Annotated in this window: 12 protein-coding genes; 8 read left to right on the top strand and 4 right to left on the bottom strand. The window is 58.3% G+C overall.

The features are described from left to right. Positions 1 to 14 precede the first annotated feature (14 nt). The 4 genes from E0486_RS04210 to E0486_RS04195 all read right to left on the bottom strand — a co-directional run bounded on the left by E0486_RS04210 (position 15) and on the right by E0486_RS04195 (position 4,236). Positions 15 to 506, bottom strand: a complete 492-nt coding sequence (locus E0486_RS04210; RefSeq protein WP_131850892.1) for a hypothetical protein — start codon at positions 504 to 506, stop codon at positions 15 to 17. 59 nt (positions 507 to 565) lie between these two features. Next, the gene (metK, locus tag E0486_RS04205) at positions 566 to 1,816 is read right to left on the bottom strand and encodes a methionine adenosyltransferase (protein ID WP_131850891.1); all 1,251 of its coding nucleotides are present in this window, start codon (positions 1,814 to 1,816) and stop codon (positions 566 to 568) included. Positions 1,817 to 1,889: 73 nt separating this feature from the next. Further along, a complete protein-coding gene (locus tag E0486_RS04200) occupies positions 1,890 to 3,392 on the bottom strand; it encodes a DUF4270 family protein (protein WP_131850890.1) in 1,503 nt (500 codons plus the stop codon). Between the two features lie 28 nt (positions 3,393 to 3,420). Then, positions 3,421 to 4,236: a glycogen/starch synthase gene (locus tag E0486_RS04195; protein WP_131850889.1), complete on the bottom strand. Its 816-nt coding sequence runs from the start codon at positions 4,234 to 4,236 to the stop codon at positions 3,421 to 3,423. Positions 4,237 to 4,326: 90 nt separating this feature from the next. Between E0486_RS04195 and panC the strand changes: the two genes are divergently transcribed. From panC to E0486_RS04155, 8 genes are all read left to right on the top strand, one after another. Next, on the top strand, positions 4,327 to 5,169 hold the full coding sequence (gene panC / locus E0486_RS04190) for a pantoate--beta-alanine ligase (protein WP_131850888.1): 843 nt from the start codon (positions 4,327 to 4,329) through the stop codon (positions 5,167 to 5,169). 94 nt (positions 5,170 to 5,263) lie between these two features. Continuing rightward, positions 5,264 to 5,608 carry an aspartate 1-decarboxylase gene (gene panD / locus E0486_RS04185; protein ID WP_131850887.1) on the top strand — a complete coding sequence of 115 codons (345 nt, stop codon included), beginning with the start codon at positions 5,264 to 5,266 and terminating at the stop codon, positions 5,606 to 5,608. Positions 5,609 to 5,657: 49 nt separating this feature from the next. Beyond that, positions 5,658 to 6,704, top strand: coding sequence for a lysylphosphatidylglycerol synthase transmembrane domain-containing protein (locus tag E0486_RS19065; RefSeq protein ID WP_131850886.1), 1,047 nt, complete (start codon positions 5,658 to 5,660; stop codon positions 6,702 to 6,704). Further along, a complete protein-coding gene (gene rfaE2, locus E0486_RS04175) occupies positions 6,661 to 7,149 on the top strand; it encodes a D-glycero-beta-D-manno-heptose 1-phosphate adenylyltransferase (protein WP_207906195.1) in 489 nt (162 codons plus the stop codon). Before E0486_RS19065 ends, rfaE2 begins: the two co-directional genes overlap by 44 nt. Before the next feature lie 20 nt (positions 7,150 to 7,169). After that, positions 7,170 to 9,263: a polyphosphate kinase 1 gene (gene ppk1, locus E0486_RS04170; RefSeq protein WP_131850884.1), complete on the top strand. Its 2,094-nt coding sequence runs from the start codon at positions 7,170 to 7,172 to the stop codon at positions 9,261 to 9,263. Beyond that, a complete protein-coding gene (locus tag E0486_RS04165) occupies positions 9,244 to 10,146 on the top strand; it encodes a Ppx/GppA phosphatase family protein (protein ID WP_131850883.1) in 903 nt (300 codons plus the stop codon). Before ppk1 ends, E0486_RS04165 begins: the two co-directional genes overlap by 20 nt. A gap of 127 nt (positions 10,147 to 10,273) precedes the next feature. Then, positions 10,274 to 11,089: a 3-methyl-2-oxobutanoate hydroxymethyltransferase gene (panB, locus tag E0486_RS04160; protein WP_131850882.1), complete on the top strand. Its 816-nt coding sequence runs from the start codon at positions 10,274 to 10,276 to the stop codon at positions 11,087 to 11,089. Between the two features lie 522 nt (positions 11,090 to 11,611). After that, complete coding sequence (locus E0486_RS04155; protein ID WP_131850881.1) at positions 11,612 to 13,534, top strand: TonB-dependent receptor plug domain-containing protein; 1,923 nt, start codon at positions 11,612 to 11,614, stop codon at positions 13,532 to 13,534. The last annotated feature ends 6 nt before the right edge of the window (positions 13,535 to 13,540 follow it).

Here is a 13,540-nt window from a genome sequence, read left to right as displayed (position 1 = left end):
AAGGTAAGCCCGCGTCAGCTAACCGAAGGCACCGCCGCTTTACGGCCCGCGATAAGACCATACAAAACGAACAGCAACACGCACAGCAACAGCGCGAATTTTATTGCCGCAAAAAGAGCAGCCGGAACAAGCAGGCCATGCCGCACTTCATGGTACACGCGGGCCAGGAGCAAACCGTTTTCGCACACATCGCACAGGCAGGCCACTACAGCAAGCCAGGCGAAGCGCTTTGCCCATGCGGCGGACAGGCGCGGCCCCTGCGCTTGTGCCGCCAGCCGGAAGAACCAGCCATAAGCCGGGATGAACAGGAAGTCGAGCCACAGGTTGGTCAACACATCTTCCCGGAGCCAACGGTACATCAGGTCCTGGAACCGGTCTTCCGTCCAGGCGAACTCCAGCGCCAGGATACCAGCGGCCGCATGGCGCGACAGCGCCCTGCCCTGTACCTGCAGCGTGACCGCCATGGCTATCATCAGGAAGAAGGCTAGTACCAGTTTCCGGTTCATAGGTCCAAAATAAAAAAGCTTCCGCGCAAACGGAAGCTTTTTCAAAAGTTGGAATCGGTTTACAGACCGAAAGCTTTTTTCACTTTAGGAACGTAGTCCAGTTTTTCCCAGGTAAACAGCTCTACCTTCTTGTTGATGGTCTTGCCACCCGGCTGCACGAAGGTCTTGGTGATGACCTCGGGTTTGCGACCCATATGGCCGTAAGCAGCGGTTTCGCTGTAGATGGGGTTGCGAAGCTTCAGGCGCTGCTCGATGAAGTACGGACGCAGATCAAAGATGCCTTTGACGATCTCGGCGATTTCACCGTCCGTCATATCTACGTGGGCCGTGCCATACGTGTTGACGTTGATGCTGGTGGGTTCGGCTACCCCAATGGCGTAGGAAACCTGTACGAGCACTTCGTCGCACACGCCCGCTGCCACGAGGTTCTTGGCAATGTGGCGTGTAGCGTAAGCGGCCGAGCGGTCTACCTTGGAGGGATCTTTGCCCGAGAAGGCACCACCGCCGTGCGCACCCTTTCCACCATAGGTGTCAACAATGATCTTGCGCCCGGTGAGGCCGGTGTCGCCGTGGGGGCCGCCGATCACGAACTTGCCCGTGGGGTTGATGTGGTATTTGATGTCGTTGTTGAACAGTTTCGCGTACTTCTTGTACTTGGCCTTTACCCGCGGGATCAGGATGTTGATGATGTCCTTGCGGATCTGCTCGGCCATCTTCTTATCGGTATCGAATTCGTCGTGCTGCGTAGACACCACGATGGCGTCGATGCGGACGGGGCGGTTGTTGTCGTCGTATTCGAGCGTCACCTGGCTTTTGGCGTCGGGGCGCAGGTACTTGATCTGCTTGTTCTCACGGCGCAGCGCGGCGAGCTCGATGAGCAGCTTATGGGCCAGGTCGAGGGCCAGGGGCATGTAGTCGTCGGTCTCGTTGGAGGCGTAGCCGAACATCATCCCCTGGTCGCCGGCGCCCTGCTCTTCTTTCTTCTGGCGGTCAACACCCTGGTTAATGTCGGTGGATTGCTCGTGTATGGCCGAGAAGATGCCGCAGGAATTGGCTTCGAACATGTATTCGCTCTTGGTGTAGCCGATCTTGCGGATCACGCCGCGGGCGATCTCCTGAACGTCGAGGTAGGCTTTTGATTTCACTTCGCCGGCCAGCACCACCTGCCCGGTGGTCACCAGGGTTTCACAGGCAACTTTCGATTGGGGGTCGAAGGCAAGGAAGTGATCGATCAGGGCGTCGGAGATCTGGTCGGCAACTTTATCGGGGTGGCCTTCCGATACGCTCTCAGAAGTAAAGAGGTAAGGCATTGGTGGCGGTAATTGATGGATTTAAAGAAAACAGGGTGCAAATATAGCACCCTGTTGAATTACTTGAAACGCGTTATGGAAGCTTCGAATAAATGATCCGCAGCCGCAGGCGCTTGGCCGGGTCGGCATGGGCGCCGCCACCGAGAACGGTGCGTCCGTAAGCGATACGCGGCAGCCGGATAATGGAGCGCCCGAATTTACCGAGGCGGGCGTCGGCCACCCGCACCTTATACGGTGCGAAAAGCTTCAGCGGGTCGTTGCTGACGTGGCGGAGCAGGATCTGCTGCACATACAGCGTCATGCCGAAACGGTACGTGTTGTCAGATTTCAGGTCGCCGCCAAAGATCGAGGTGTTGACCGCCCCGTTGCTCGTTAATACGGCAGATAAAGAGTCGTCGCGGATTTGCAGCACGGAGTCGCCGGAGCGGCGTCCAAGGTACAGCGCCGGCGGTGCGGCAAAGATGTTGTCATTAGCCGAAGGAAGCACAGAGGCCACAAGTTCGGCGCGGTGCACGAGCTTGTTGCTCATCGTATCGAGTGCAGGGATGCGCAGGTAAATGGCGCTTCCGGGCTCGCTTTGAAGGAATGCCTTGTCTTCGTTGGTCGAAGAATTGTTGAGGTAGGTAAGCCAGTTGCCACCGGGCGTGCGGCGAATGATGTTGGCCTGCGTGCCGCGTCCCTTCAGGGTGGAGGAGTCCGCGGAAGTATACGTGGAAACGTACCCGCCGCTGATGATGCCGTGGTAGAAAGAAGCCGACGTAGTATCGATGACACCATTGCGCTTTACGCGGAAATACACCGTGATCTTCGTGCCCGTGGTGTCCAGCAGGTTGAAGTAGGTCAGTGCATTGCCCGTGCTGGCCGAGCGGATGCCGATGCCGCGGTGGGTGCCGTAGAAGTTAGTATAATTCTGGTAATCGGTCTTGTCGGCGTACAGGTTGGCCGCAAAGTTCTGCGCCGGCTGGCTGTTGTCGAATTTGATGCGGAGGACGTTGGCCACCTTGCTCGTGTCGCGCTTGCGGATGAGCGTCATGCTGTCGTTCAGCAGCCGCGGCTGGAACGTGGCGGTTGCGAGCGGCGACGGATCCACGTCGATGTCGGCGGCCTGCGTGCTGTAGGTGGAGCTGTCGCGGAAGCTGGAGGTGGGCGGAATGTCGTATACCGACACCTGCAGGTTGCTCGTGGTGTCGCCGTAAGACGTAATATAACGCAGCGACAAAACCGTGGAATCGACACCTACGACAGAGTCGCGGTTGTAGAACGGAAAGTTGCTGACACCGTAAATGGAAGGAGCGTAGTTAAAGTAAAGGTCGGCGCGGGTGTTGCCGAATTCGGGATCGTTGGTAATGGCTCCCAGCGCCACCGCGTCGTTCGGAGCGACCACCGTGTTGCCGTTCCAGGTGCTGTTGTCGGTCTCCACGTCGAGAAAGGTCTCGAACGTATTGATATTATCTACCACCGGGATAAGGTCGCCGCCCAGTTCGGTGGCTTCGTTGATCTTGCGGCACGATTGAATACCAAGGCTAAAGGTCAGGAACAAGACTGCCGGAAGCAGCAGCCAGCTAAGTTTCTTCACACGAACGTTTTTGGTTTTAAAGAGAGGCCTACTTCCCCGCAAGATCGACATAGAGCTGTAAATAGTCTGTTAAATCAGACTCAGCATTAAAGGGAAGCGTCTTCTTGCCGCGCACCTTGGAGAATGCTTCCACCAGCGCCGGATCCACGTCTTCGGAGCCGAAGGTGATCGCGTCGGCATAGGTAGCGCCGCCCTTGAATAAGGCCGTATTGCTGCCATCCTTGAACGCTTCGAGATCCTTCTCCTTGAGAGACGCGTGGATGAGCGCCTTGTCGATGAAGTCGGCGCCGAGGCCTTCTTCAAAGGTATTCTGACCGATGGTGTACACCACTTTACTGTGGGCAAACACGGGCTCTTTTTTATAAACGGTTTTCAGGTAGGCGGGGATCAGCGAGGTCATCCAGCCGCTGCAGTGAATGATGTCCGGGGGCCAGCCGAATTTCTTGACGGTCTCCAGGGCGCCTTTGCAAAAGAATACGGTGCGCAGGTCGTTGTCTTCAAACCACTGCTCGTTTTCGTCGGTGAAAACGAACTTGCGCTTGAACAGGTCTTCGTTATCGAGAAAATAAACCTGCAGGCGGGCATTGGGCAGCGAAGCCACCTTGATCTGCAGCGGGAAGTCTTCGTTGTCAACCGAAACGTTGATCCCCGAGAGGCGCACCACTTCGTGGAGACGGTGGCGGCGCTCGTTGATCGTGCCGAACCGGGGCATGATGCAACGCACTTCGAAGCCGTTGTCGTTGGCTTTGATAGCCAGTCGGTTCACGATCTCGGAGAATTCTGTCAGCTCCAGGTAGGGCGACATCTCGTTGGCAATAAATAAAATTCTTTTCTTTGCTGACATTGTTAAACCCGGGTTTAGCCTTTCTAAAAGGTTTGCAAAGGTAACTAATTCCAGCCAATGCCGTCCGGATATTGAAACTACGCTGCTTCCATGATCATTTTCAAAACCGCCCGGGACCTCAGCAATTGGCTGTCTGATACGGCCTCCGCTCACCTGTCCGTAGGCTTCGTACCTACCATGGGCGCCCTCCACGAAGGCCACCTCTCGCTCATTGCCCGGTCGCGCGCCGACAACGCGCGCACGGTGTGCAGCATCTTCGTCAACCCCACGCAGTTCAACAATTCGGAGGACTACAGCAATTACCCCATCAGCATCGACCGTGACGTCGAACAACTGCTCAGCGCCGGCTGCGACGCCCTCTTCCTGCCTTCAGTGTCCGAGGTGTACCCGCCCGCACACGTAAAAAAGCACTACGACCTTGGACCAGTGGAGACGGTGCTCGAAGGGGCCTTCCGCCCCGGCCATTTCCAGGGGGTATGCGAAGTGGTGGAACGCCTCCTCGACATCGTGCGGCCGCAGCGGCTGTACCTGGGGCAAAAGGATTTCCAGCAATGCATGGTGCTCCGCCGCCTGCTCCAGCTGACAGGCAAAGAATCGGAAACCGAGCTAGTCATCGCCCCTACCCTTCGGGAGTCCGACGGGCTGGCGATGAGCAGCCGCAACCTGCGCCTCGATGCCGCGCAGCGTGGGCAGGCAACAGCCATCTTCCGTGTCCTCGAAGGCATACGGTCGCGTTTTGGTACCGGCGACAACCGTAGCCTCGAAGCGGAAGCGACTGCGGCACTGGAAGTACAGGGCTTCCGGGTAGATTACATCGCCATCTGCGAGCCCGACACGCTCCTGCCCAAGCTCGACGGGCAAAAGCCGGCCGTTGTGCTGGCAGCGGCCTTTCTCGGACCGGTGCGGCTCATCGATAATATGGTAATGGAATAGGTATAGAAAGGTTACTGCAAACCAATGTTGCTGACGTTCCGGGAACTGACTGAACCTGGCTAAACCTGATGAAACCTTTTATCTTTGCGGCGCCATGACAATTACCGTTTTAAAATCCAAAGTACACCGCGCCGTTATCACTGAGGCCAACCTCCATTATGTGGGCAGCCTGACCCTGGACGAAGACCTGATGGACGCCGCTAACCTTATTGAAAACGAGCAGGTGCAAGTCGTCAACGTGAACAACGGCGAGCGTCTTGAAACCTACCTGATCAAGGGCAAGCGCGGCTCGGGTGTGTGCTGCCTCAACGGCCCTGCCGCCCGCAAGGGCATGGTCGGCGACGTGGTGGTGATCATCTCTTATGCGTCGATGGACTTCACGGAAGCGAAGTCGTTCCAGCCCTTCATCGTGTTTCCGCGCGAAGGCAATAAATTGTAAGGCCCTGTGAAATCCTTGGCCCTTCTCCGGGCCGGGTTTATATTGCCGTATGAAGAAGCCCGTGCTGACCATCGTTCAATACCTGTTCTTCCTGGGGTTGGGGCTCTTCTTCGTCTGGCTGTCGGTGAAGGACATTCACCATAAAGAATGGGAGGCCATCAAGGGAGCGGTGCAGCGGGCGCGCCACTGGCTTATTTTCCCGGCGCTCATCCTGCTGGTGCTGGCCCATTACAGCCGGGCCCTGCGGTGGAAGGTCCTGATGGAGCCCCTCGGCTACAAGCCCAGCAACTTCAATGTATTCGCCGCCGTCATGATCGGCTACCTCGTCAACGCGGCGGTGCCGCGCCTCGGCGAAGTGATGAAATGCACCATTCTTTCCCGTTATGAAAAGCTGCGCGTAGACAAGCTCGTAGGCACGATCGTGATGGAGCGCGCCGTCGACGTGCTGTGCCTTGTCATCGCCTTCGTTGCCGCGTTCGTGTTCCAGGGGCATGTGATCAGCGCGCCGATCCGCGAGATGTTCTCCGTGTTCATCAACGACGGCTCGGGGCATGCCTCGATGCGTAAGATCATCATCCTCGCCGGCAGCGTCATCCTCTTTTTTGGTATCCTGTTCTTCGCGCTGAAGCGCTTCGGACATATCGACTTTATCGGGAAGGTGCGGCAGGTGATCTCGGGTATTGCGCACGGCCTCGGTTCCATCCGGTTCCTGAGGCAAAAGGGCGCCTTCGTTTTCCAAACGATGCTTATGTGGGCGCTTTACCTGGCCGGTACCACCATCGGTATCTACGCCCTGCAGGAAACAAGCCCGCTGGGTGTCGGCGGTGGCCTCAGCACCCTCGTGCTGGGCAGTCTGGGCATGGTCATTACCCCTGGCGGGATCGGTGCCTACCCGCTGATCGTGGCCCGGCTCATGGGCTGGTACGGTCTCGATCCCGATACGATCGGCAATGCCCTTGGCTGGCTGCTCTGGTCGGTGCAAACGCTGGTCATCCTGCTCGGCGGCGTCGCCTGCTTCGCCTACCTCTCCCACCACAATAAAAACCGCAAACATGAGAGCCCCGCTATCGTACCGGAACAAAATACTGACGCCTGAGGAGCTGCAGCGGCAGGTAGCCCAATGGCGCGTGCTGGGTAAGACCATCGCGTTTACGAACGGCTGCTTCGACATCCTCCACGCCGGGCATATCGCCTCGCTGAGCGCCGCTGCGGCCGAGGCCGACTACCTTGTGGTGGGGCTCAACAGCGACGCTTCGGTAAAGCGGCTCAAGGGTGAAGGTCGCCCCGTAAACGACACCGACAGCCGCGCCACTGTTCTGGCTTCGTTGTTGATGGTAGACGCCGTGGTGGTGTTTGACACCGATACGCCGCGCGCGCTCATCGCCTCTTTCCTGCCCGACGTCTTAGTAAAAGGCGGGGATTACAAGGTCGCAGATATCGCCGGCGCCGCCGAGGTCCAGGCCGCCGGCGGACGGGTCGTTATCAACCCCATCAAGCAAGGATTTTCCACGACCGGCATTATTGAAAAGCTGCGCCCCTGAGGCCCGGCAACCCCTAGATCATGAGCACAACCTTACGACGCAAGATCATCCCTCGCGACATCAGCTGGCTGTCCTTCAACGGGCGGGTGCTGCAGGAAGCCGCCGACCCGGCGGTGCCCCTTCCCGACCGCATCCGCTTTCTCGGCATTTTCTCCAATAACCTCGATGAGTTTTTCCGTGTCCGCGTAGCCACGCTCAAGCGGATGATCCAGTACGGCAGCAAAGCACGCATGCACCTGGAAGACGATCCCGAGGCCATCCTCGAGGAGATCCAGATGACCGTGCTGAACCAGCAAACCGAATTCAACCGCATCTGGGACGTTATCGTGCAGGAGCTGCAGGCCCAGAAGATCTTCCTCGTTTCCGACCGTGACCTCAATGAAGAGCAACGTCAGTTCGTGGAAGAATACTACGACAACGAGGTCAGCGCCAACGTGATCCCGCTGATGATCGAAAGCATCCCCGACTTTCCCTACCTGCGCGACAAATCGATCTACCTCGGCGTGGTGCTGTCGAAGCAGGAAAGCGCGCTCAAGCGTAAATACGCCGTCATCGAAGTGCCGACGCGCTTCAACGACCGCTTTATCCCGCTGCCCTCACCCGACGGCGAAAAGCACATCATCCTGCTCGAAGACGTCATCCGCTTCAACCTGCCCACCATCTTCAACTATTTCGGCTTCGATAAGTACCAGTCGAACGTGTTCAAGGTAACCCGCGATGCCGAGATCGATATCGACAACGACATTGCCACGAGCCTGATCCAAAAGCTCGAGAAGGGCCTCAAGAACCGGCGCAAGGGCAAACCCGTGCGCTTTGTATACGACAAAGAAATGGACCCGGGCCTGCTGGAATACCTCATCCGGCGCATGAACCTCACCAAGCGCGACAACCTCATTCCCGGCGGGCGGATCCACAACTTCCGTCACTTCATGGACTTCCCCTCCTCCGTGTTCAGCGGGCAGGGGTCGGCGCGAAAACCCTTCAACCACCCGGCGCTTGAAGAGCAGCGCGTGACCGAAGCGGTGCTGGAACGCGACATCCTGCTGCACTTTCCCTACCATTCTTTCAACCCGGTGATCGACCTCCTGCGCGAGGCCGCCATCGACCCCGATGTGACGGCGATCAAGATCACCTGCTACCGGCTGGCGAAGAACTCCAAGATTGTCAACGCGATCATCAATGCAGTCCGCAACGGCAAGCAGGTGACCGTGATGCTGGAGCTGCGCGCCCGCTTCGAGGAAGAAGCCAACCTCGAATGGAAGGAACGCCTCGAAGACGAAGGCGTGAAGGTGCTGATCGGCATTCCCAACATGAAAGTGCACGCCAAGATCTGCCTGATCCGCAAGCGGCTCCACGACCGCATCATCCACTATGGGTTCGTGAGCACCGGCAACCTCAACGAAAGCACGTCGAAGGTGTATGCCGACCACTGCCTGCTTACGTCGAACCGCTCGATCATGTCGGACGTGAACCGGCTGTTCAACTACATCGAGCACCACAAGACCGGGACGCACTTCCTGAAGGCCTGCACCACGCTGATCCCGAGCCCGGTGTTCGCCCGCAAGGCCATCCTGAAAATGATCGATACCGAGGTGCGCGCTGCCCGCAAGGGCCGTCCCGCCTCGATCGTAGCGAAAATGAACTCGCTGTCCGACGAAGTGATCATCGATGCGCTCTACGAAGCCGCCCGCGCCGGGGTGGAAGTAAAGCTGATCATCCGCGGCATCTTTTGCATGCTTTCGGAAAATGAGCGCTTCGTGAAACCCGTAACGGCGGTAAGCATCGTGGACGGCTACCTGGAACACGCGCGGGTGTGGATCTTTCACAACGGCGGCAAGGAGAAATATTTTATCTCCTCGGCCGACTGGATGACCCGCAACCTCGATCACCGCGTGGAGGCTACCTGCCCCATCCTCGACGAGCGCCTTAAAGAAGAACTGCAGGACATCATCAAGATACAGCTACAGGACAACGTGAAGGCGCGCGTGCTCGACAACGACCTCAACAACCTTTACGTGCCGCAGGGACACCAGCCGCCGATCCGCGCGCAGGTGGAGATCTATAATTACTTACACCATAAAATGGAATTGCAACGTGAGACTGGCAGCAATTGACATTGGAAGCAACGCGGGCCGCCTGCTGATCAACGACGTCGTGATGGCGCCGGGCGGAAAGGTGGATTTCATCAAGATGGCCCTTGTGCGCGTGCCCCTGCGCCTCGGCTTCGACGTGTTCGAAACGGGCCGCATTTCGCAGATGCGGGCCGACATGATGCTGAAGACCATCGAGAGCTACAAACTGCTCATGGAAGTATACGAAGTGAGCCACCTGCGGGCCGCGGCCACCTCCGCAATGCGCGACGCGGCCAATGCGAACGAAGTGCTGGGGCGCATCGAAGAGCGCACCGGCATCCGTATCGAGGTTATTTCGGGCGGCGAGGAAGCACGCTTCGTATATGAAAACCACATCGCGGAAAACCTCAACAACCTCGAGTCCTACCTCTACATCGACGTGGGTGGCGGCTCTACCGAACTCACCTTTTTCAGCCGCGGCCAGCTCGTATTCAAGGAGTCGTTCAACATCGGCACCATCCGCATCCTGAAAGACCAGGTAGACAAGTCGGCCTGGGAAAGCATGCGCAGCTATATCAAGGAACAAACGAAGGGGCACCCGCACGTAACCTGCATCGGCTCGGGAGGCAACATCAACAAGATCTTCTCTCTCTCCAAACGTAAAGAAGGCAAGCCGCTGCAGCTGGAGCAGCTGCGCAACTATTACAAGGAGTTCAGCTCGATGACGCTTCGCCAGCGGATGCAACTTTACAAGCTCCGTGAAGACCGCGCCGACGTGATCGTGCCGGCCCTGCTCATCTACATCAACGTCATGCGCTGGGCCGACGCCGAAGACATTTTCGTGCCCAAGATCGGTCTTGCCGACGGGCTTATTCACTCCTTGTACGACGATATTACGAAGAACGAACAGGCCCGATGGCTGTGACATATAGCGTCATTGCGCATCCCCTCGCCGTCCCGTCATTGCGATTGCTTTGGGCTTGCGCTTCGCTCCAGCCCTCGCAATGACGTCCTAAAGTACCTTTTCTTACCTTGCGCGAAATACGAATGCCATGTCAGCTGCCGCCGAAGTAAAACGCATCACGACCGCCACCCTGCAGAAGATGAAGGCCAATGGCCAGAAGATCTCCATGCTGACGGCGTACGACTTTTCCTTCGCCCGCATCATCGACGGCGCCGGCATCGATGTGCTGCTCGTGGGCGATTCGGCCTCCAACGTTATGGCCGGCCACGAAACCACGCTCCCCATCACGCTCGACCAGATGATTTACCATGCCCAATCGGTGGTGCGCGGCGCGAAGCGTTGCCTCATCGTGGTAGACATGCCCTTCGGCTCGTACCAGAGCAACGGCGACATCGCCCTCGCGTCGGCCATCCGCATCATGAAGGAAACCGGCGCGCACGCCATCAAGATGGAAGGCGGCGAGGAGATCATCGATTCGGTGCGCCGCATCATTTCGGCCGGTATTCCCATCATGGCGCACCTCGGGCTTACGCCACAGTCCATTTACAAATTCGGCTCCTATAACGTACGCGCCAAGGAAGAAGCCGAGGCTGCCAAGCTGAAGCGCGACGCCCTGCTGCTACAGGAAGCCGGCTGCTTTGCCGTGGTGCTCGAAAAGATCCCGGCGGCGCTGGCAAAAGAAGTTTCGGCCAGCCTCACCGTGCCCACCATCGGCATCGGCGCCGGCGCCCATTGCGACGGGCAAGTGCTGGTAATGCACGATATGCTCGGCATCAACACCGAATTCCGCCCGCGTTTTCTCCGCCAATACCTCAACCTGCACGAACAGGTCACCGGCGCCATCAAGCAATATATCGACGATGTGAAAAGCGGCGGCTTTCCCACAGAGGCGGAATCTTACTAGCCGTAGCCGGTAGCCGGTTTCAGGAGCCTTCTTCCTTTGACGTTCAGCACGTTACATATGCAAACGCAGAGCCCTACGTGCGCTTTTTTTGACATTGCGACAGGCCCAACTGTCATTGTGTCGACTTAGTTCGTCGTTGCAACTCATTCAGCGGCCGCTGCAAGCCATTCGTTGGTCATAGTAACCCCGTTCACGGTCATTGCAAACCATTCAGACTTCCTTGTTACGCCTTAGCCGATCGTTGCAAGCCCCTTTTTGGTCGTTGCAACTGTTGCAGCGGTCCCTGCAAACCCTTCAGCGATCCTAACCGCGCCATTCCGGAGCATTGTCATTCGGTCACCGGAGATCGCAAGCCGACAAAGGTCATCGCGGGGGCGCCTGCTGCTGCCGCCTGGGACGCGAAAATGAATGCGGTTTTGTCGCCCGCAATTGTGGTTTCGCCACTACAAACCCCAAACTACAAACTCCAAACTACAAACGAACGTTCCGTTCAAGCTATCTTCGCCGCGCAAAAGCCAAAACATGAAACGATTGCAGATGGCCGCTTTCGCGCTGCTGGTAGGTACCGCAGCGTCCGGGCAGGCACAGGAAGGAGGCATAGAGCTCGACCCCGTGTCGGTGACCGCAAACTTTACCCCGCTCAACAGCTCCCGCACCGGCCGCAACCTCCTGGTGATCGACGGGGCCCGCTTCCAGAAACTGCCCGTCAGCAGCATCGACGAACTGCTTCGCTATGTGCCGGGGATCGAGATCCAGGCGCGCGGGCCGATGGGCGCGCAGAGCGACATTGTGCTGCGCGGCGGCACCTTTCAGCAGGTGCTGGTGATCGTCGATGGTTTACGGGTCAACGATCCCTTCTCCGGTCACTTTGCCACGTATTTCCCCATCGCCCCCGCCGAGATCGAGCGGATCGAAGTGCTGAAAGGCGCCGCGGCCGCGCAATACGGCTCCGAAGCCGTGGGCGGCGTGGTGCAGATCATTACAAAGTCATTCGCCGCCAAAAAAGGCGACAGCTCCAAAGGCGGCAGCGCGCGGCTGTCGGCCGGCCAGTACGGGCTGTTGAACGGCCAGTTGGGCGGGTACTACGGTACCGGAAAGACGACCGTTGCCGGCGGCCTGCTCACGAACAATGCCTCAGGGGTGCAGCAACGCGGCATCCGCGGGTATTTTCACAATACCACGGCGTCGGCATCGGTAGCGCATCATTTCAACGAGTACTGGCGCCTGGCGCTGCGTTCGTCGTATGATGTGCGCGATTTCGCCGCGCAGAATTTTTATACCACGTTTGCGTCCGACACTTCGAAGGAAAAGGTAAAAACAAACTGGAACCAGCTGTCGCTCGCCTACAGCAAGGGCCGCGAACGCGTGCTTTTCGACGCGGGTTATAAATACACGACCGACTGGTTTGAGTTCAATACGCTCGGAGCGGCCAACAACAACAAGAGCGGCCTCTGGCAGCTGGCCGCGCGCGACGAGCACCGCTTTGGTGCGCACACGGTGCTGACCAGCGGGTTGCAATTCAACAACCGCTCCATCCGCTCCAACGACCGCGGCAACCACCAGGAACAGCAAGTTGCGGGCTTTACGGCGCTGAGCTATACCGGTGCGCAGGGGCTCAGCGTGGCTCCTGCCCTCCGCCTCGACTGGCACGAGCGCCGCGGCTTCGAGCTGGTGCCGCAATTGTCGGTTTCCCTGCGCAAAAAGGCCTGGCAGCTGCGCGCCAGCGCGGGCAAAACCATCCGCGACGCCGACTTCACCGAACGCTACAACAACTACAATAAAGCACTCGTGCCCAGCGGCCGCATCGGCAACCCCGATCTTTCCGCCGAACGCGCTACGGCACTCGAGGCTGGTGGCGACCTGTTCCTGGGGAAGGGATTCCGGGTGTCGGGCACGTACTTCAACCGGTTGCATACCGGGCTCATCGACTACGTAACGACCCCCTACGCGCAGATGCCGCGCCGCGACAACCTCGTACCGGGCGGCGCCTATGCCCTGGCTCAAAACCTTGCTGACGTTAATATCCGCGGTGGCGAACTGGACCTGCAATACCTGAAGCGCACCCGCAAGGGCGCCGAGCTGCAGGCGTCGGCCGGCTTAACGTGGGCCGAGGCGGAAAGCAAGAACGGCGTTGCGGGCTTTTACCTCACGTCGTTTGCGAAATACCTCGTCAACGGCAGCATCAGTTACAGCACGCGCCGCCTGGAGCTGGGCTTCACGGCGCTTTACAAGGAACGCGCCGCCGCCCAAAGCGCATCGGCCATCAAGGCCGAACTGGCGAAAGACTATTTTGTGCTGAATGGAAAAGCACAGTTCTTTGTGCTGCCCGCGCGCCTGGGTGTTTTTGTGCAGGCGGACAACCTGTTCAACAAGACATACAGCGACCTGCTGGGCGCACAAATGCCCGGCCGCTGGATCCAGGCAGGCGCGCAATTCAAATTCTAAAAATCG

The sequence above is a fragment of the Flaviaesturariibacter aridisoli genome, from assembly GCF_004343705.1.
Taxonomy (GTDB): Bacteria; Bacteroidota; Bacteroidia; order Chitinophagales; family Chitinophagaceae; genus Flavisolibacter; species Flavisolibacter aridisoli.
This window is presented reverse-complemented; position numbering and strand designations above follow the sequence as displayed.